Raw genomic sequence first — 15,257 nt, 5'->3', positions numbered from 1 at the left:
GCGGTGGAAGTTTCCGCTGTTGCAAAACCGTTCGCAGGTAAAACTACGGGACACGTCATGGTGCAAACGCCGCAATCCTCCGATCGAAGGTCGCTCGGTGCGTGACTGCTTGCGTGAATATGGCAAGCAACAAAAAAGCCCGGCGTGATGCCGGGCTGTTTGACGTATGCGATGTGCGACCGGATCGTCCGATCGAACGAATGCTGCTAGATCACTCGCGAGCTTACTTGGTGAGCTTACTTGGCGAGCTTGGCGATCTGCGCGGTGAGCCGCGAGACTTTGCGGCTGGCATTGTTCTTATGAATGATGTTTCGCTGCGCGGCGCGCATCAAGGCGGGCTCGGCATTCGCCAGCGCCGTCACGGCAGCGGCGCGATCGCCGGTCTTGATCGCTTCTTCGACGTTACGCACGGCACCGCGCATCTGGGTGCGGCGCGACTTGTTGACGGCGGTGCGGCGGGCGATCTTGCGCGTCGCTTTCTTGGCGGAGGTGGTATTGGCCATGGTCTCAATGTCCTTTGCGGGTACCGGTCGCGTCTTGGTCGGGTAGCGCCGGCTTGCTTGACCGCGTAATCGACGCTCGGAATTAGGGTGTTCGGTTGCTAGGCTATTCCTGGAACAAGAGCGACGGCCTTGCGGCTGTCTCTGAGGCCCCAAGGAGCCTCTAAGCCCAAAGAGCCTCTAAGCCCAAGGAGCCTGCATCTGCTCAAAGAACAGCGGCGGCAGGATTGCGCCCGCCGCCAGTTGGCGCCCTTATAGAGAGGGTCTTTGGCACCGTCAACGCTTTCCCGGGCTGCAAAAGCAGCCCCTCAGGGTGGGGATGAGTGCCGTAACGCCCTGAAGAGGTTGAATTTCTGCCGTCTCCCTTGTATTGGCTGGCGGCGTTCCGAGGGTCGTCCGATCGGACGACTATATAGGGTGAGGCATGATCCGCGGCTTTTTCCGACTGATTGGGCTGTTGCTGCTCGCCGGCGGGTTCATCTTCATGGTCTATGACGGCGCCCGCTGGGTGGCCGACCAGACCCTGCGGTTCACCCGCTTCGGCCAGTTCTGGAACGACATCAATCAGGCCAGCCAGACGGCATTCCGGACCTGGGTCGAGGCCAAGGCGCCCTGGCTCTGGACCTCGGTGATCCGGCTGGTGCTGGATCAGCCGGTTTTCGCTGTCCTCGGCATTCTCGGCATCCTCCTGATGATCCTGTTCCGCCCGCGCAAGCCGCTGATCGGCTATTCCCGGGATTGAGCTTTCAATTCGCGCGACTGAAGCGGCCGCGCGCGGCGTAACAGGGCTGCCCCTTTGCGCGTAAAGACCTATATTCCCAACTGATCGCGAGCGCGCCGCCTGAGCGCTTGGCTCATTGCCTTGGCTCAATAGCTTGTCCTTGGCGACGGGCAGCTCGTTCTTGGAGATCCGTCCATGCTGTTCATGCGCAAAACCACCGCATTGCCGAGCGCCACGGAAGCGCTGCCGGGCCGTGCGCAAGCCATTCCGACCGCGACCACCCATTTCGTCAACGGCGCGAAGTTGCAGCCGCCTTATCCCGCTGGTCTCGAGCAGGCCGTGTTCGGGCTCGGCTGCTTCTGGGGCGCCGAGCGCAAGTTCTGGGAGCTCGGCGAGGGCGTTTACGCCACCGCCGTCGGCTATGCCGGCGGCCACACGCCGAACCCGACCTATGAAGAGACCTGCTCGGGCCGCACCGGTCACACCGAAGTGGTGCTGGTCGTGTTCGATCCGAACAAGGTGTCGTACGAGAAGCTGTTGAAGACGTTCTGGGAGAGCCACAACCCGACGCAAGGCATGCGTCAGGGCAACGACGTCGGCACGCAATATCGAAGCGCGATCTACACCACTTCACACGCGCAGAAGAAAGCGGCCGATCAATCGAAGGTGCTCTATCAGAAGGCGCTTACTGCAAAAGGTCTCGGCACCATCACCACCGAGATCGCACCCGCCGGCGAATTCTACTTTGCCGAGGACTATCATCAGCAATATCTGGCCAAGAATCCCGCCGGCTATTGTGGCCTGGGCGGCACCGGCGTGTCCTGCCCGATCGGCGCGGGTGTGAGCGCGTAGGTCTAACCACGAAGGTGGTGCACCTCTCTCGCTTGCGGGGGAGGTCGGCGCATAGCGCCGGGTGAGGGTTCTATCCTCTGGGGGACAGTCCCTGTGCGGAGACACCCTCTCCCCAACCCTCTCCCGCAAGCGGGAGAGGGAGCGCACCTTGCCCCTTTGCTCACGCTGCTGAGGCGCCACCCGCCCCCTCAACGCTTTATTAACCATAACCGGTGCATCACTGGATCTGTCTCGTTTCGAGGGATAGGTCCGGTGCCGGTTGCACGCGCGTTTCGATGGTCGAAGTTGGCAGCGTCCTTGGCAGCGTCCTTGGCAGCGTCCGCCGCGCTGACCCTTGGCGGCTGCATGCAAACCGCTGGTCCCGTCGCCTATGTGCAGCCGCGCGCCGATCTCGATTCGATGGCCTATGGCCAGCCGTACAACGCGCCGCAGCCGGTCGTCGTCGGCAGCGGCGGCGGCGCCATCGCAGCGCTCAGCAATTCCTTTGCCTCCTCGCCGGCGCCCATGCCGGTCGGTTATGCCGCGCCGATGGCGGCGCCTGTTCGCTATGACGCCTCTTACCATCTCGATGCCGGCGACAGGCTGCGCGTCGTGGTCTACGGCCAGGAAGGTCTCACCAACAGCTACGCGATCGACGCCGGCGGCTCCATCACCATGCCGCTGATCGGCGGCGTGCCGGCACGCGGCCGCACGCCGGCGGGCCTTGCCGGCGAGATCGCCGCACGGCTGCGCAACGGCTACATCCGCGAGCCCTCCGTCGCCGTCGAGATCGAGGCCTATCGCCCGTTCTTCATTCTCGGCGAAGTCTCCGCGCCTGGCCAGTATCCTTACGTGCCGAACATGACGGTCGAAAGCGCCGTCGCGATCGCCGGCGGCTTCTCGCCGCGCGCCAAGCGCGACGTGGTCACCGTTACGCACACCGAAGCCGGCGGCGCCATGCGCGCCGTGGTGCCGCTCGGCACTCCCTTGAGCCCCGGCGACACCGTGTTCGTCGGCGAACGCTGGTTCTAGCTCACCTTCTGAAATCCAGCCGCCCGTTCGGAAAACATCCGTCGATGCGCGCGGCATCGACCACGCGCCCGATCCATGGCCGCGTGATCGCGGGATTGGTTAGGTTGATGTATTTCCCCACCAGGCGCGCGCCCTCGCGCGCAGCATCGATCAGCCCGTGCCGTCGGCCGTGATCCCAATCGAAGCGCAGATAGATGCGTCCGCCTGCGACCCGCACTTCCGCGCGTCCTTCTTTCCAGGCTTGCGGCGTATCGCCGGCAATGGTCGGATCTGCGCCGCCATTCCAGCGGCTGGCCCAGATACCGTCGAGCGGGTCTGACCGTGCCGCGATTTTTGCCCAAGCCGCCGCGTTGAGGTCGGCGGCATCGCCGGCAAGCGTGGCGATTGCGGCATAATCCATGACGTCGCGATCATCCGGCGCGGGCACGTCCATGGTGCCGAACGGATTGCGGATGACGATGTTCGTATTGGCCTGCTGCATGACGATCTCCCGGCGTGAGTTGGCTTGATCGGCCAGCTCTATCGCCGGGCAGCAGGATGCAGCCACCCGATTCCTGCTGAGGTGTCATTGCGGGCCTGACCCGGCAATCCATCAATCGACGAAAAGCTTCGCCTGATGGATGCCCGGGTCAAGCCCGCGCATGACGGCCGGCTATTTTAAATGCCTGGCGAAAAATTCCATGCTGCGCGGCCAGGCGATGTCGGCGCTGGCCTTGTCGTAGCTCGCCCGCTCGTCGCAATGGAAGCCGTGCTGGGCGCCCGGATAGACGAAGACCTCGACATCGGGACGTTTCGCCTTGATGGTTTCGACGTCGGTCTGGGGAATGCCGGCATCCTTCTCGCCAAAATGCAGCTGCGTCGGCACTTTGGGTGTTTCGTCGGCGAAGCGCACGACGGCGCCGCCGTAATAGCCGATCGCGGCCTTCAGGCCGGACAGCCGCGTCGCCGCGACGAAGGCGACGCTGCCGCCCAGGCAAAAGCCGATGATGCCGACCGGGCCGACGCTCTTCACCGCATCGATCGCCGCCTGCGTGTCGCGCAGCATCGCGTCCCAATCCGGATTGGCAACGAACTTGCGCGCTTCCGCGATCTCGTCGGGCGTGTAGCCGGACTGGAAGCCCGGCGAGGTCCGGTCGAAGATCGACGGGGCGATCGCGACATAGCCTTCCCCGGCGAGGCGATCGCAGACCGAGCGGATGTGATGGTTGACCCCAAAAATTTCCTGGATCACCACCACCGCCCCCTTCGCCGTCCCCGCGGGGTCAGCGCGATAGGCACCGAGCTGGAAATTGTCGGAGGCCGTCAGCTTGATGTCTTGTCCCACGTGGGTTGTCCTTCTTGTTATTACGAACTCAAATCTCACCCCTCATCCTGAGGAGCGCGCCCTTGGCGCGCGTCTCGAAGGATAGAGGCCGAGATGCAGCAGCGGGGGCCTTCATCCTTCGAGACGCTTGCATTGCAAGCTCCTCAGGATGAGGGGATGCGCTTGTGCGCCCGCTCTCACTCCCACATCCAGTTCTCGCCGTAATCCTCCTTCCATCCCGCCAGCCGGCCATGACGGAATTGCAGGAACAGGCGGTGACGGTACGGGATCAGTCCGCTGCCGCCGATGTTGCGAAGCGCGAGATATATCTCGTTGCCGGGACGTCCCCGTACATATTGCAGCGGTTGCCCCAGCGCCCGCGCGGTTTGCCCGGCATCCATGCCGAAGGCGAGCGGCGTGTTGTTCGACAAGGTCGCGACGAAGGGCAGGCGGGGCGGTGTCCCGCCGAACGGCTCGGCTTGCGCGGATACTGACAGCAACACCGCGCCCGCAGCCAACATCGCTCGCTTCATTGCCTGTGTTCCCGTCAGATCGTCCTATTCCGGCAAGTTCTTCAGGAAAGGCAGCACCGCGTCAACAAAAGCCTGCGGCTGATCGATGTTGACGGCGTGTCCGGCCGCGGGGATCACGATTTTTTGTGCGCCGGGAATTTTCGCCGCCATGTAGTCCGACGCAGCGAGGAACGGCGTGTCGTCGGCGCCGATGACGATCAGGCTGGGCATCTTGATCTCCGGCAGCAGCTCGATCACCTTCGCATCGCGCTGGGTCAGCATGCCGCGTGCGGCGAGCGCCAATCCCCTGGCATTGCGATGGTTCGCGGTGGCGCGCTCGCGCGTCGCCGCCTTCAGCACGTCGAGCCCTTCGCGATCGAACTTGTCGGCAGTGGCGAGCGCCCGCGCGTTCCAGGCCTCGCGTGCGTCGTCCTTCTTGAAGCCGGGGCCGGTGTCGATGATCAGCAGCGCGCGGACGCGCTTTGGATGCGCGCGAGTGAAGGCGAGCGACATGTAGCCGCCGAGCGACAGCCCGCCGATGATGGCGCGCTCAGTGCCGACCGCATCGAGGATCGCGGCGATGTCGCCGACCGTGAGCGCTTCGCTGTAGGCGGCGGGATCGTCGGGATAATCGGACTGGCCGTGACCGCGCATGTCCCACAAGATCAGCTTGTGATCCCTGGCAAGCGCCTCCACCTGCCCATGCCACATCGCCGACGTCGACGAATAGCCGTGGGTGAGCAGCAGCGATGGACCTTCGCCATGAACCTCGTAGTAGATTTCGACGCCGTCCCTATTGATCCCAGGCATTGTTTCCGTCCTTTGTTCTGTTCTCGCCGCGACGACGGTGCACCCTCTCCCCTTGCGGGAGAGGGTGGCTCGCCGCGTAAGCGGCGAGACGGGTGAGGGGTTCTATCCGCGCACGAAACTGTCTGTTGAGGCCGCGGAGAGATACCCCTCATCCGGCGCCGTAGCCGAAGCTTCGCTTCGGCGTCCATTTTAGAACGGCGGCCGAAGGCCGCCTATGCCACCTTCTCCCGCAAGGGGAGAAGGGACGCCCAACGTGGGCTCGTACTCTAGCCCGCCAAGTTACCTGGAAGAAACCGCCGTGACGCGATAGCCTGCATGATTGGCGTGCACTCTGTTGCGTTCAGCCGCTGCATCACCGCTGTTCTCGCAACGCACAAGATGCGCGCGCCGGTGTTTGTTTCGATCGATTCCAAATTGCATTTGCCTCTGCGCCTGAACCCGATCATTCTTGCGAGCAAGGCTGGCGCCGGCCCGGTGGGCGTCCGTCAACACAAGTTGCCGCCGTAAGCGGCTTCATGCACCGGCAGGGGAAGACGCCTATGCCAACTCTCACCATCAACGGGCGGAGTCTGTCCGTGGATGCGGCGAACGACACGCCGCTCCTCTGGGCGATCCGCGAGCAATTGCAGATGACCGGCACCAAGTTCGGCTGCGGTGCCGGCCTGTGCGGGGCCTGCACCGTTCACGTCAACGGCGAAGCCGTGCGTTCGTGCCAGACCATGGTCGGCGATGTCGCCGGCAAGAAGATCACCACCATCGAAGGCCTCGCCGCCAAGGGCGACCATCCCTTGCAGAAGGCGTGGATCGCCGAGCAGGTGCCGCAATGCGGCTACTGCCAGTCCGGGCAGATCATGCAGGCGGCGTCGCTGCTGGCGAAGAATCCCAATCCGACCAAGGAAGAGGTCGTGGCGCATATGGACGGCAATCTCTGCCGTTGCATGACCTATTCGCGGATCCAGAAGGCAATCATGCGCGCCGCAACCGAGATGCGCACCGCATCCGCCTCCGGCAACGAACGGAGGCCCACATGAACAAGCACGTGAATAATGTTGCGCCCGAGGCGACCGATCTCAGCCGCCGCTCCTTCCTGGTCGGCACCGCCGCAACCGGCCTCGTGCTCGGCTATGCCGGCGTGCCCGGCATCGGCGAGGCGCTTGCGGCGCCTTCGAACTTCGAGCCCAGCGTCTGGTACGCGATCGCGCCCGATGGTCTCGTCACCGTGACCTGCGGCAAGGCCGACATGGGCCAGCACATCGCCTCCACCATGGCGCAGATCGTGGCCGAAGAACTGGGCGCGAAGTGGAGCGACATGCGGGTCAACCTCGCCTCCAACGATCCGAAGTTCAACGACCCCGTGCTGGGTGCGCAGATCACCGGCGGCAGCTGGTCGACCATGATGAACTTCGAGGCCATGAGCCGGGCCGGCGCCGCCGGACGGATGGCGTTGACGGAAGGTGCGGCCGCCGCGATGGGCGTGCCGGCGTCAGAACTCGTGGTGCGCGATTCCATGATCTCGCACCCGAAGTCGAAGAAGACGATGTCGTTCGCCGATGTCGTCAAGAGCGGCAAGGCGACAAAAACCTTCACGCCGGACGAGCTCAAGGCGATCAAGCTGAAGACGCCGGATCAATACACCATGATCGGCGTGTCGGTGCCGCAGCTCGACATCCCCTCCAAGACCAATGGCACGGCCAAATACGGCATCGACGTGATGCTGCCGGGCATGGCCTATGGCGCGGTGGTGACGCCGCCGGTGCGCTTCGGCGCCACGGTCAAATCGGTCGACGACAGTGCCGCCAAGAAGGTGCCGGGCTTCATCAAGGCCGTCACCCTCGACGACAAGACGCAGACGACGTCAGGCTGGGTCGTGGCGGTGGCCAACACCTACGCCAATGCCAAGAAAGCGGCGCAGGCGCTGAAGATCGCCTATGACGGCGGCCCCAACGCAAAGGTGTCGAGCCAGTCGCTGCTCGACGAGGCCAAGCGGCTTCAGAAGCTGGAGGATTCCGGGCAATTCTTCGTCAAGGACGGCGATCCCGCGGCGGCGTTCGGCACGGCGGCCAAGGTGTTGGAGGCGGAGTACACCACCAGCATCAATATCCACGCGCCGATGGAGCCGATGAACGCCACTGCGGAGTTCAAGGGCGACATCCTGCACATCTATTCCGGCAATCAGTTCGCAACGCGCTCCGGCGCGATCGCGGCGGGAGCGGCCGGGATCGATCCGAAGTTCGTTGTCATGCACCAGATGTGGCTCGGCGGCGGCTTTGGCCGCAGGCTCGATGCTGACATGATGATTCCGGCGGTGCAGGCGGCGAAGGCCATCGGCAAGCCGGTGAAGGTGATCTACACGCGCGAGAACGACATGACGATGGATTTCTCGCGTCCGCTCACCTACCAGAAAGTGAAGGCCGGCGTGGACGGCGACGGCAAGCTCGTCGCGCTCAGCCACGACGTGGTTTCGGCCTGGCCGACCCAGCGCTGGGGAATCCCCGATTTCCTGACACCCTCGGTCGACAAGAAGGGTCCGCTCGACTCCTTCACGGTGAACGGGGCCGACTTCTTCTACACCGTGCCCAACCATCATGTGCGCGCGATCAAGAACGAGATGGCGCACAACGCCACGCCGTCCGGCCAGCTCCGCTCGGTCGCGCCGGGCTGGACCTTCTGGGCGGTCGAAAGCATGATCGACGAGATCGCGGTTGCCGCGGGTAAGGACCCCGCGCAGTTCCGCATCTCGCTTCTCGACGGCGCCGGCAAGAACGACGGCGGCGCGCAGCGGCTGCGCAACACGCTGCTCGCCGCGATGGGCCTTGCCGGCTACGGCAGCAGGAAGCTGCCGAAGGGTGAAGGCATGGGCGTCGCCTGCGTGTCGTCGCAGGAACGCGCGACCGCAAGCTGGACGGCCTGCGTCGCCCACGTCGCCGTCGCGCCGTCGGGCGAGGTGACCGTGAAGAAGCTCACGGTCGCCACCGACGTCGGCACGCAGGTGCATCCCGACAACATCCGCGCCCAGGTCGAGGGCGCGGCGCTGTGGGGCCTGTCGCTGGCGCTGTACGAGAAGGCGACGCTCAAGGATGGTGGCATCGAACAGACCAATTTCGACAGCTACACGCCCTTGCGCATGAGCCAGGTGCCGGAGGTCGCGATCGCCGTGATCGCCAATGGCGAAAAGGCCACCGGCGTCGGCGAGCCTGCCGTGACGGTGATCGCACCGGCGATCGGCAACGCCATCTTCAACGCCTCAGGCGCCCGCGTCCGGGCCCTGCCGATCACGGCGGAGGCCGTGAAGGGCGCGATGAAGGCGTAAGGCTGGTTGCGATTGTGACCTGACATGATCCGCCGGGGGGCAGCCTCCGGCGGATTCGTCGTTAAAAAAGCTCTGTGTTTGCAAGCACATCTCTACTGTGCATGGGGTTGTTTTCGAGGTTTTTGATTGGAACCGCCGGGGAACCGAGTTCCGTAAAATTGTCCTTGATTCCGCAGGGTTCCATTGAGCACGCCTCTTAAGGGCCGGAGAACCTGATCCGGCTTAGGCTTTCGCCCGAAACACGCCCGTGCTCTTGGGGAAGCCATGAACGCCTCAGCCAAACCCGCCGCTAAACGCCGGCTTCTGCTCGCCTCCGACCGGAGCGACGAGAGCACCGAACTCGCCAGCATCCTCAAGGCGGTCGGCGACGTTGCGACAGTGACGACGCAGGAGCTCCCCGAGCAGCCCTCGCGCGATCTCTCCGGCCTCGTGGTCGATATCAATCTGCGCTCGCCCGAGAGCGTGCAGCGGGTGCGCAACAAGCTGCGCGGCGACGCCTATCGCGCGATGCCTCGTTTGTTCGTGCTTGCGGACGCCCTGCATCACGGCACCATGCAGGCCTGGGCGCTAGGCGCCACCGACACCATCTCGCGGCCGCTTCAGCCCGAGGACATCCTGCAGCGCATCCGTGCGGCCTTCCCCGACACCGCCGTCTACGACGCGACCGATCGCGGCAAGACGCTCAATCGCGGCGTCGAGGCCGCGCACGCGGTGCTGAAGAAGATGTTCGAGAAGCTGCCGCTCGGGGTGCCTCTCACGTTCGACGACGTCATCGCCGCCGAGAGCAAGATCCTGAAGGCGATCAAGCACTCCTCGCTGCGCGAGTGGCTCACCACGGTGGGGTGCCACCATGTCGGCAGCTACCGCCACTGCCTGTTCGTGACCGGATTTGCGGTCTCCTTCGCCCAGCACCTCGGCATGCGCGAGGACGACCAGCGCCGGCTGACCCGTGCCGCGCTGCTGCACGACGTCGGCAAGGCCTTCGTTCCCTCCGCGCTGCTCGACAAGCCCGGCAAGCTCACCGACGAGGAGATGGCCGAAATCCGCCAGCATCCGCGCCGCGGCTATGACGCGCTCGCAGCTCAAGGCGGTTTCCCGCCGGAGATGCTGGACGTCGTGCTGCACCACCACGAGTTCCTCGATGGCTCCGGCTATCCCAACAATCTCTCGTCGAACCAGATCAGCGATATCGTGCGGGTCACGACCATCGTCGACATCTACGCGGCCCTCGTGGAGAAGCGCGCCTATCGCATGCCTTTCACCCACGCGCGCGCGTTTGCGATGATGGAAGGCATGGGCGGCAAGCTGGACCAGCAGCTGTTGCAGGCGTTCCGCCCGGTGGCGCTGGGATCGTTCTGATTTAGGAGTCATTCCGGGGCGCGCGAAGCGCGAACCCGGAATCTCGAGGTTCCGGGTTCGGTGCTTCGCACCGCCCCGGAACGACAGAAAAACTCAGCCCACCATCTTCCTCAGCTCCGCCTTCGCCACCTTCTCCAGCGTCGAGCGCGGCATGTCGTCGACGAAACGGATCTCGCGCGGCACCTTGAAGTCGGCGAGACCGGCGCGGCAGGCGGCCATCACCGCCTCGTGGAGATCGGGCCGTGCACCCGCGACGCCACCCTGCGGGATGATGAAGACGACCGGCACCTCGTCCAGCATTGGATGCGTCTTCGCCACCACGGCGGCCTCGCGCACGCCGGGGACGACTGCGATCACCTGCTCGATCTCGGACGCGGCGACGTTCTCGCCGCCGACCTTGAGCATGTCCTTGCTCCGATCTCCGAAGCGAATAGTGCCGTTCTCCAGCCGCACCACGCGGTCGCCGGTGAGAAAGAAGCCGTGCTCGTCGAAGCTCTCGCGTGTCGCCTTCTCGTTGTGCAGATATTCAGCGAACAGCGACAGCCCGACAATGCCCTTGATCGAGAGGTTGCCGGTGTCGCCGACCTTCGTCGGCCGGCCGTCGTCATCGGTGATGCGGATCTGGTATTCGCTCGCGGCGCGGCCGATCGACATCGGGATGTTGGGCTGGTCGATCTCGCCGACGATGCCGTGGGTGATGGTCTCGGTCATGCCCCACCAGCCGATGATCTTGACGCCGAAGGCGGCGAAGGCCGGCGGCTCGTTGATCGCCGTGCCCCACAGACGGAATTTGTGATCGCTCGGGATTTCCTGCTCGAGCAGCGCCTTCATGCAGAACGGGATCGTCGAGGTCCAGGTCGAGCCGTGCTCGCGCGCGGCGCCCCAGAACCGGCTGGCGGAAAAGCGCGGCTGGATCACGCAGGTGGCACCGACCCATAGCGTCGCCAGCATCGAATAGGCCAGCGCGTTGGTGTGGAACAGCGGCAGATAGGTCTGATGCACGTCGCTTGCGTGCAGGTCCTCGTGCGCGGCGTTGACCTTGGCGCCCCACAGCGCGTTGGCATGGGTCCACAGCACCGCCTTGGGGCGGGATGTCGTGCCCGAGGTGTATTGCACGCTGCACGGCGCGAGCGGATCGGTCGCGCGCCTGGGACGGTCGGCACTGTCGGCGAACAACTCCTCAAAGCTGTCGCCGCGTGAGACCGGGTTCGCGGGCGCCGCGCCCGCATCGTGCGAGGTCACCGCCATCCAGCGGATGTTGCGGCAATTCTGCGCGACGATCTCGGCATAGGCCGGCTGGGTGATCGCGGCGACTGCGCCGCAATGATCGGCAAAATAGTCGAGCTCGGCCGGCGCCGAGCGCGTGTTGGTGGTCACCGCGATGGCGCCGAGTTCGACACAGGCGAACCAGGCCAGCAGCGCCTCGATGCAATTGTCGAGGTGAATGAGCACATACTCGCCCGGCTTCACGCCGCGCTTCGCCAGTCCCGCCGCGAGCGCGCCGACCCGCTCGTGAAACTCGCCATAGCTCCAGCGCCGCGCGGGCGCATCGAACGGCGCCCAGATCAGGAACGGATGTGAGCTGCGCACCTCGGCCCGCATCTTCAGCAGCCAGGGCACATCGAGCCCGTCGAACGGTCCCACGATTCCGGCGGCGGCTTGCGAATTCGGCATGTGTCCTCCCGTGCAGCCTGCATCTTGCCGGCGGCCGCGCTTTGATGATTGCGTCTTCCTGCTCTCTCCGCCGTCATTGCGAGCGGAGCGAAGCAATCCAGAATCTCTCCCCGGAGGCAGCCTGGATGGCTTCGTCGCAAGGGCTCCTCGCAATGACGGTGCGTGGGGCAGGCGGCTTGGCCTTACCGGCCGCCGTCCTCATATGACGAAATCTCGATCAGGCTGCCATCCGGATCCCTGCAATAGACCGAGTGCAGGGTGCCGCGGGCACCTTGCTTGGGAGCCGGGCCCTGTTCGATCGCGACGCCATGTGCCTTCAAATGCGCCACCACCTCGTCGGGACTGGCGGAGGTGAGGAAGCACAGATCCTCGCTGCCGGCGGTCTGGTAGTCCGCGGTGAACCACTCCACCTTGTCGGCATCGCGCGGCCGGACGTTGATCTTCTGGTTACCGAATTGAAGAGAAGTCCGCGGCGCTTTGCCGCCGCCGGGGTCGAACACCTTGACTTCCATGCCGAGAATCTTGCCGTACCACGCGGCGGTCACTGCAACGTCCGCGACGTTGATCACGAGATGATCGAGAGCTTCGACCTTGACCGCCATGCCTTATCCTTTCGTCGCGATGCCCCCCGTGCACTTTCCGCCTGTGGCAAGCTTTGGTACAAGCGCGCCGACGCCATTTTCAAGCTATCTGGCTTCAAGAACAACACTTGGGAGAACCCTTGAGATGATCACTCGCCGTACCGCGCTGAGCCTGCTCGCCGCCAGTCCGCTTGCAGCCAGCCCGCTGTCGAAGGCGCTTGCCGCCGACTATCCGACCCATCCGGTGAAATGGGTGGTCGGCTATCCGCCGGGCGGGGCCACCGACATCCTGGCGCGGCTGATCGGCCAGCGGCTGTCGGAGAAGTTCGGCCAGCAATTCGTGATCGAGAACAAGCCGGGTGCCGGCAATAATATCGCCACCGAATCGGTCGTCAACGCCGAGCCCGACGGCTATACGCTGCAACTGATCAATCCGGCCAACTACATCAATGCCTCGCTCTACTCCAACCTGAAGTTCAACTTCGTGCGCGACATCGCGCCGGTCGCCTCGTTCCAGCGCGTGCCGAACGTGATGACCGTCAACAAGGACGTGCCGGCCAAGACCGTCGCCGAATTCATCGAATACGTGAAAGCCAATCCCGGCAAGGTCAACATGGCATCCTCCGGCAACGGCACCTCGGTGCATCTGTCCGGCGAGATGTTCATGGCGCTGACCGGCTGCAAGATGCAGCACGTGCCCTATCGCGGCGCCGCGCCCGCGATCACCGACATGCTCGGCGGCCAGGTGCAGGTGATCTTTGACAACATGCCCTCGATCATCCAGCACATCCGGTCCGGCTCGCTCCGCGCCATCGGCGTCACCACGGCGGAGCGCTCGCCGCAGCTGCGCGACGTGCCGGCGATCGGCGAGACCGTGAAGGGCTACGAGGCGAGCGCGCTGTTCGGCATGGGAGCGCCGAAGAACACGCCCAAGGAGGTCATCGCCAAGCTCAACAGCGAGATCAACACGCTGATCAAGGAGCCGGACATGGCCAAGCGCCTGGTCGAGCTCGGTGGCGAGCCGCGGGCGCAGACGCCCGAGGCGTTCGGCGAGGAGATCAAGGCCGAAACCGAGAAATGGAAGAAGGTTGTCGAGTTCGCGGGCCTCAAGGTCGAGTAGCGATCTTGTGATGTTCGCGATTGGAGCCCTGCCCGTTCGGCAGGGCTTTTTTCTTGCGTATCAAGGCTTCCTGCACGCCAACGCCCGTCGATCTGGAATAAAACGGCGTGGTGCGTTTCGCGGCGGCCGCGCAGACGCCGCCTGCCTTGCCGCTACCGCTTCGCCTCAGCCTGCTCCGTGCCGTTGCACGAGATCAGCATCGTATACGGCCGCGCGTTGCCGGCGATGTCGGTGGTCTTGATCTCGCTCTTCGGTTCGGCAGTCTGGTAGGGCACCACGGAGTTGTCGAGGAAATCGCGCAGCGCGCCGGTCTTGATCGCGAAGTTGATGTTCTCGGGGATGTTGCCGGTCGCAGCGGCCATCCGTAATCCGTCCAGCTTTCCCGTAACGACGCCAACGATCTGCCCGGTGGTGTCGAACAGCGGGCCGCCGCTATTGCCGGGCTGCACCGGCGCACTGATTTGCAGGAAACGCGAATCGTTGCGCATGCCGCTGAGCGAGCTGACGATGCCGGTCGTCACGGTGAAGTCCGAAGTCAGCAGCCCATGGAAGGGAAAGCCGATCGCGACGACGGAATCGCCGGAGCGGATCGAGCGGTCGCGGATCCGGGCGAACTCCTTGAACGTGGTCGTCGACGGCGCCTGCAGCAACGCGAGGTCGTTGTTGGCGTCGCTCGACACCACCCGCAAAACCATCCCGGCTTCGCCCGTGAGATTGCCCTTGATGTCGCCGACGCAGCCACTGATCACATGGTTATTGGTGACGACGTGTCCGCTGGCACTCACGACGAACCCGGTGCCGCTCTTGGCTCTGGCAGGTTTGCTGCCGGCCGATGGCGTCTGCTTGTCCGGCGCGGCCTGCGGCTTGGCGGCGATCTTGGTAAAATCGCCGGCCTTGTCGAGCCCGTCGGCTTTCACCTTGGTGACGCAATTGGCCAATGCCGCAATCACGGGCCCGGCCGAGGTCAGGTCGAAATTCAGCACGGTGCGGCCGCTCGTCGCGACCATCAGGCTTGCCTTCTGAAACGTTCGTACCACGTTGGCAGGCATGACGGAGCTGAGCATGTTCGTCTGGTTGGCCGTGGCGAACAGTCTGGCCTGCTCCTGTCCGTCAAAGATGACGTCGATCGCGGCGTTCTCGCCCTGCTTGAAGCGGTAGCTGGGACTCGCAAAGCTCAATATCCACGAGCCCCCAGTATTCTGGCCGACGACGAGAATGACGCCGTTGGCATAAGGCGCCGTCGCGGCACAATGCGAGAAGGCTCCCGTTTCGTCATTGCTGAACGCGCCGCCGACCCAGTTGCCGATTTTGACGCTGCCAAATGGCCCGGCCGCGTGCGCAACGCTGCCAACGCTCACCTGCAATAAAGACGCAACGATGAATGACCTAAGCCACATACTTTCCCCCCAGAGCGCGTTCGCGTGCATCTTATCTGCGGGAGCAGGTGTCGTGCAACCGGCAGTTGTCTGCCGAGGACCGGACTTCTCGGGCGGCGCTGGGGGGC

At 64.4% G+C, this 15,257-nt stretch carries 16 protein-coding genes; 8 read left to right on the top strand and 8 right to left on the bottom strand.

Translation table 11 applies throughout. The features are described from left to right. Positions 1–236: 236 nt before the first annotated feature. Positions 237–503 carry a 30S ribosomal protein S20 gene (gene rpsT, locus BRA471DRAFT_RS35555; protein ID WP_007598259.1) on the bottom strand — a complete coding sequence of 89 codons (267 nt, stop codon included), beginning with the start codon at positions 501–503 and terminating at the stop codon, positions 237–239. Between the two features lie 421 nt (positions 504–924). On the opposite strand from rpsT, the gene BRA471DRAFT_RS35550 reads away from it, so the two are divergent. The 3 genes from BRA471DRAFT_RS35550 to BRA471DRAFT_RS35540 all read left to right on the top strand — a co-directional run bounded on the left by BRA471DRAFT_RS35550 (position 925) and on the right by BRA471DRAFT_RS35540 (position 3,084). After that, positions 925–1,242 carry a hypothetical protein gene (locus tag BRA471DRAFT_RS35550; protein WP_007616084.1) on the top strand — a complete coding sequence of 106 codons (318 nt, stop codon included), beginning with the start codon at positions 925–927 and terminating at the stop codon, positions 1,240–1,242. Between the two features lie 174 nt (positions 1,243–1,416). Continuing rightward, complete coding sequence (gene msrA, locus BRA471DRAFT_RS35545; RefSeq protein WP_007616082.1) at positions 1,417–2,073, top strand: peptide-methionine (S)-S-oxide reductase MsrA; 657 nt, start codon at positions 1,417–1,419, stop codon at positions 2,071–2,073. 252 nt (positions 2,074–2,325) lie between these two features. Further along, the gene (locus BRA471DRAFT_RS35540) at positions 2,326–3,084 is read left to right on the top strand and encodes a polysaccharide biosynthesis/export family protein (RefSeq protein ID WP_007616079.1); all 759 of its coding nucleotides are present in this window, start codon (positions 2,326–2,328) and stop codon (positions 3,082–3,084) included. Between the two features lies 1 nt (position 3,085). Here BRA471DRAFT_RS35540 and BRA471DRAFT_RS35535 read toward each other — a convergent pair whose 3' ends face one another. The 4 genes from BRA471DRAFT_RS35535 to BRA471DRAFT_RS35520 form a co-directional block, all read right to left on the bottom strand. Then, positions 3,086–3,565: a hypothetical protein gene (locus tag BRA471DRAFT_RS35535; protein ID WP_007616077.1), complete on the bottom strand. Its 480-nt coding sequence runs from the start codon at positions 3,563–3,565 to the stop codon at positions 3,086–3,088. A 171-nt stretch (positions 3,566–3,736) separates the two neighbouring features. After that, positions 3,737–4,408 (bottom strand): dienelactone hydrolase family protein, encoded by a 672-nt coding sequence (locus BRA471DRAFT_RS35530; RefSeq protein WP_007616075.1) that lies wholly within the window; start codon positions 4,406–4,408, stop codon positions 3,737–3,739. A 176-nt stretch (positions 4,409–4,584) separates the two neighbouring features. Next, the gene (locus BRA471DRAFT_RS35525) at positions 4,585–4,920 is read right to left on the bottom strand and encodes a hypothetical protein (RefSeq protein WP_007616073.1); all 336 of its coding nucleotides are present in this window, start codon (positions 4,918–4,920) and stop codon (positions 4,585–4,587) included. 24 nt (positions 4,921–4,944) lie between these two features. Further along, a complete protein-coding gene (locus tag BRA471DRAFT_RS35520; RefSeq protein WP_007616071.1) occupies positions 4,945–5,709 on the bottom strand; it encodes an alpha/beta fold hydrolase in 765 nt (254 codons plus the stop codon). 315 nt (positions 5,710–6,024) lie between these two features. On the opposite strand from BRA471DRAFT_RS35520, the gene BRA471DRAFT_RS35515 reads away from it, so the two are divergent. From BRA471DRAFT_RS35515 to BRA471DRAFT_RS35500, 4 genes are all read left to right on the top strand, one after another. After that, positions 6,025–6,216, top strand: a complete 192-nt coding sequence (locus tag BRA471DRAFT_RS35515; protein WP_035974540.1) for a hypothetical protein — start codon at positions 6,025–6,027, stop codon at positions 6,214–6,216. A 32-nt stretch (positions 6,217–6,248) separates the two neighbouring features. Beyond that, positions 6,249–6,740 carry a (2Fe-2S)-binding protein gene (locus BRA471DRAFT_RS35510; protein ID WP_007616069.1) on the top strand — a complete coding sequence of 164 codons (492 nt, stop codon included), beginning with the start codon at positions 6,249–6,251 and terminating at the stop codon, positions 6,738–6,740. Further along, positions 6,737–9,019 carry a molybdopterin cofactor-binding domain-containing protein gene (locus BRA471DRAFT_RS35505; protein ID WP_007616067.1) on the top strand — a complete coding sequence of 761 codons (2,283 nt, stop codon included), beginning with the start codon at positions 6,737–6,739 and terminating at the stop codon, positions 9,017–9,019. Before BRA471DRAFT_RS35510 ends, BRA471DRAFT_RS35505 begins: the two co-directional genes overlap by 4 nt. 264 nt (positions 9,020–9,283) lie before the next feature. Then, complete coding sequence (locus tag BRA471DRAFT_RS35500; RefSeq protein WP_007616064.1) at positions 9,284–10,378, top strand: HD-GYP domain-containing protein; 1,095 nt, start codon at positions 9,284–9,286, stop codon at positions 10,376–10,378. 93 nt (positions 10,379–10,471) lie between these two features. Here BRA471DRAFT_RS35500 and BRA471DRAFT_RS35495 read toward each other — a convergent pair whose 3' ends face one another. Together BRA471DRAFT_RS35495 and BRA471DRAFT_RS35490 are read right to left on the bottom strand one after the other, a co-directional pair. Then, positions 10,472–12,052 (bottom strand): ATP-dependent acyl-CoA ligase, encoded by a 1,581-nt coding sequence (locus tag BRA471DRAFT_RS35495; RefSeq protein WP_007616063.1) that lies wholly within the window; start codon positions 12,050–12,052, stop codon positions 10,472–10,474. A gap of 182 nt (positions 12,053–12,234) precedes the next feature. After that, positions 12,235–12,654 (bottom strand): VOC family protein, encoded by a 420-nt coding sequence (locus BRA471DRAFT_RS35490; RefSeq protein ID WP_007616062.1) that lies wholly within the window; start codon positions 12,652–12,654, stop codon positions 12,235–12,237. Positions 12,655–12,778: 124 nt separating this feature from the next. Here BRA471DRAFT_RS35490 and BRA471DRAFT_RS35485 point away from each other — a divergent pair, with 124 nt between their 5' ends. Beyond that, positions 12,779–13,753, top strand: a complete 975-nt coding sequence (locus BRA471DRAFT_RS35485) for a tripartite tricarboxylate transporter substrate binding protein (RefSeq protein ID WP_007616061.1) — start codon at positions 12,779–12,781, stop codon at positions 13,751–13,753. Between the two features lie 152 nt (positions 13,754–13,905). Here BRA471DRAFT_RS35485 and BRA471DRAFT_RS35480 read toward each other — a convergent pair whose 3' ends face one another. Further along, positions 13,906–15,150 (bottom strand): S1C family serine protease, encoded by a 1,245-nt coding sequence (locus BRA471DRAFT_RS35480; protein WP_035974537.1) that lies wholly within the window; start codon positions 15,148–15,150, stop codon positions 13,906–13,908. Positions 15,151–15,257: the final 107 nt, after the last annotated feature.

The sequence above is a fragment of the Bradyrhizobium sp. WSM471 genome, assembly GCF_000244915.1.
In the GTDB taxonomy this organism is placed as follows: Bacteria; Pseudomonadota; Alphaproteobacteria; order Rhizobiales; family Xanthobacteraceae; genus Bradyrhizobium.
Note: the sequence above shows the minus strand (reverse complement) of the source record. Positions and strands in the feature narration are given on the sequence as shown.

Excerpts from the sequence above, each read along its gene's own strand:
- BRA471DRAFT_RS35535 (WP_007616077.1), bottom strand. The coding sequence starts at position 3,565 with ATGCAGCAGGCCAATACGAACATCGTCATCCGCAATCCGTTCGGCACC.
- BRA471DRAFT_RS35515 (WP_035974540.1), top strand. The coding sequence starts at position 6,025 with ATGATTGGCGTGCACTCTGTTGCGTTCAGCCGCTGCATCACCGCTGTT.
- msrA (WP_007616082.1), top strand. The coding sequence starts at position 1,417 with ATGCTGTTCATGCGCAAAACCACCGCATTGCCGAGCGCCACGGAAGCG.
- BRA471DRAFT_RS35480 (WP_035974537.1), bottom strand. The coding sequence starts at position 15,150 with ATGTGGCTTAGGTCATTCATCGTTGCGTCTTTATTGCAGGTGAGCGTT.
- BRA471DRAFT_RS35510 (WP_007616069.1), top strand. The coding sequence starts at position 6,249 with ATGCCAACTCTCACCATCAACGGGCGGAGTCTGTCCGTGGATGCGGCG.
- BRA471DRAFT_RS35520 (WP_007616071.1), bottom strand. The coding sequence starts at position 5,709 with ATGCCTGGGATCAATAGGGACGGCGTCGAAATCTACTACGAGGTTCAT.
- BRA471DRAFT_RS35485 (WP_007616061.1), top strand. The coding sequence starts at position 12,779 with ATGATCACTCGCCGTACCGCGCTGAGCCTGCTCGCCGCCAGTCCGCTT.
- BRA471DRAFT_RS35550 (WP_007616084.1), top strand. The coding sequence starts at position 925 with ATGATCCGCGGCTTTTTCCGACTGATTGGGCTGTTGCTGCTCGCCGGC.
- BRA471DRAFT_RS35495 (WP_007616063.1), bottom strand. The coding sequence starts at position 12,052 with ATGCCGAATTCGCAAGCCGCCGCCGGAATCGTGGGACCGTTCGACGGG.
- BRA471DRAFT_RS35500 (WP_007616064.1), top strand. The coding sequence starts at position 9,284 with ATGAACGCCTCAGCCAAACCCGCCGCTAAACGCCGGCTTCTGCTCGCC.
- rpsT (WP_007598259.1), bottom strand. The coding sequence starts at position 503 with ATGGCCAATACCACCTCCGCCAAGAAAGCGACGCGCAAGATCGCCCGC.
- BRA471DRAFT_RS35525 (WP_007616073.1), bottom strand. The coding sequence starts at position 4,920 with ATGAAGCGAGCGATGTTGGCTGCGGGCGCGGTGTTGCTGTCAGTATCC.
- BRA471DRAFT_RS35490 (WP_007616062.1), bottom strand. The coding sequence starts at position 12,654 with ATGGCGGTCAAGGTCGAAGCTCTCGATCATCTCGTGATCAACGTCGCG.
- BRA471DRAFT_RS35505 (WP_007616067.1), top strand. The coding sequence starts at position 6,737 with ATGAACAAGCACGTGAATAATGTTGCGCCCGAGGCGACCGATCTCAGC.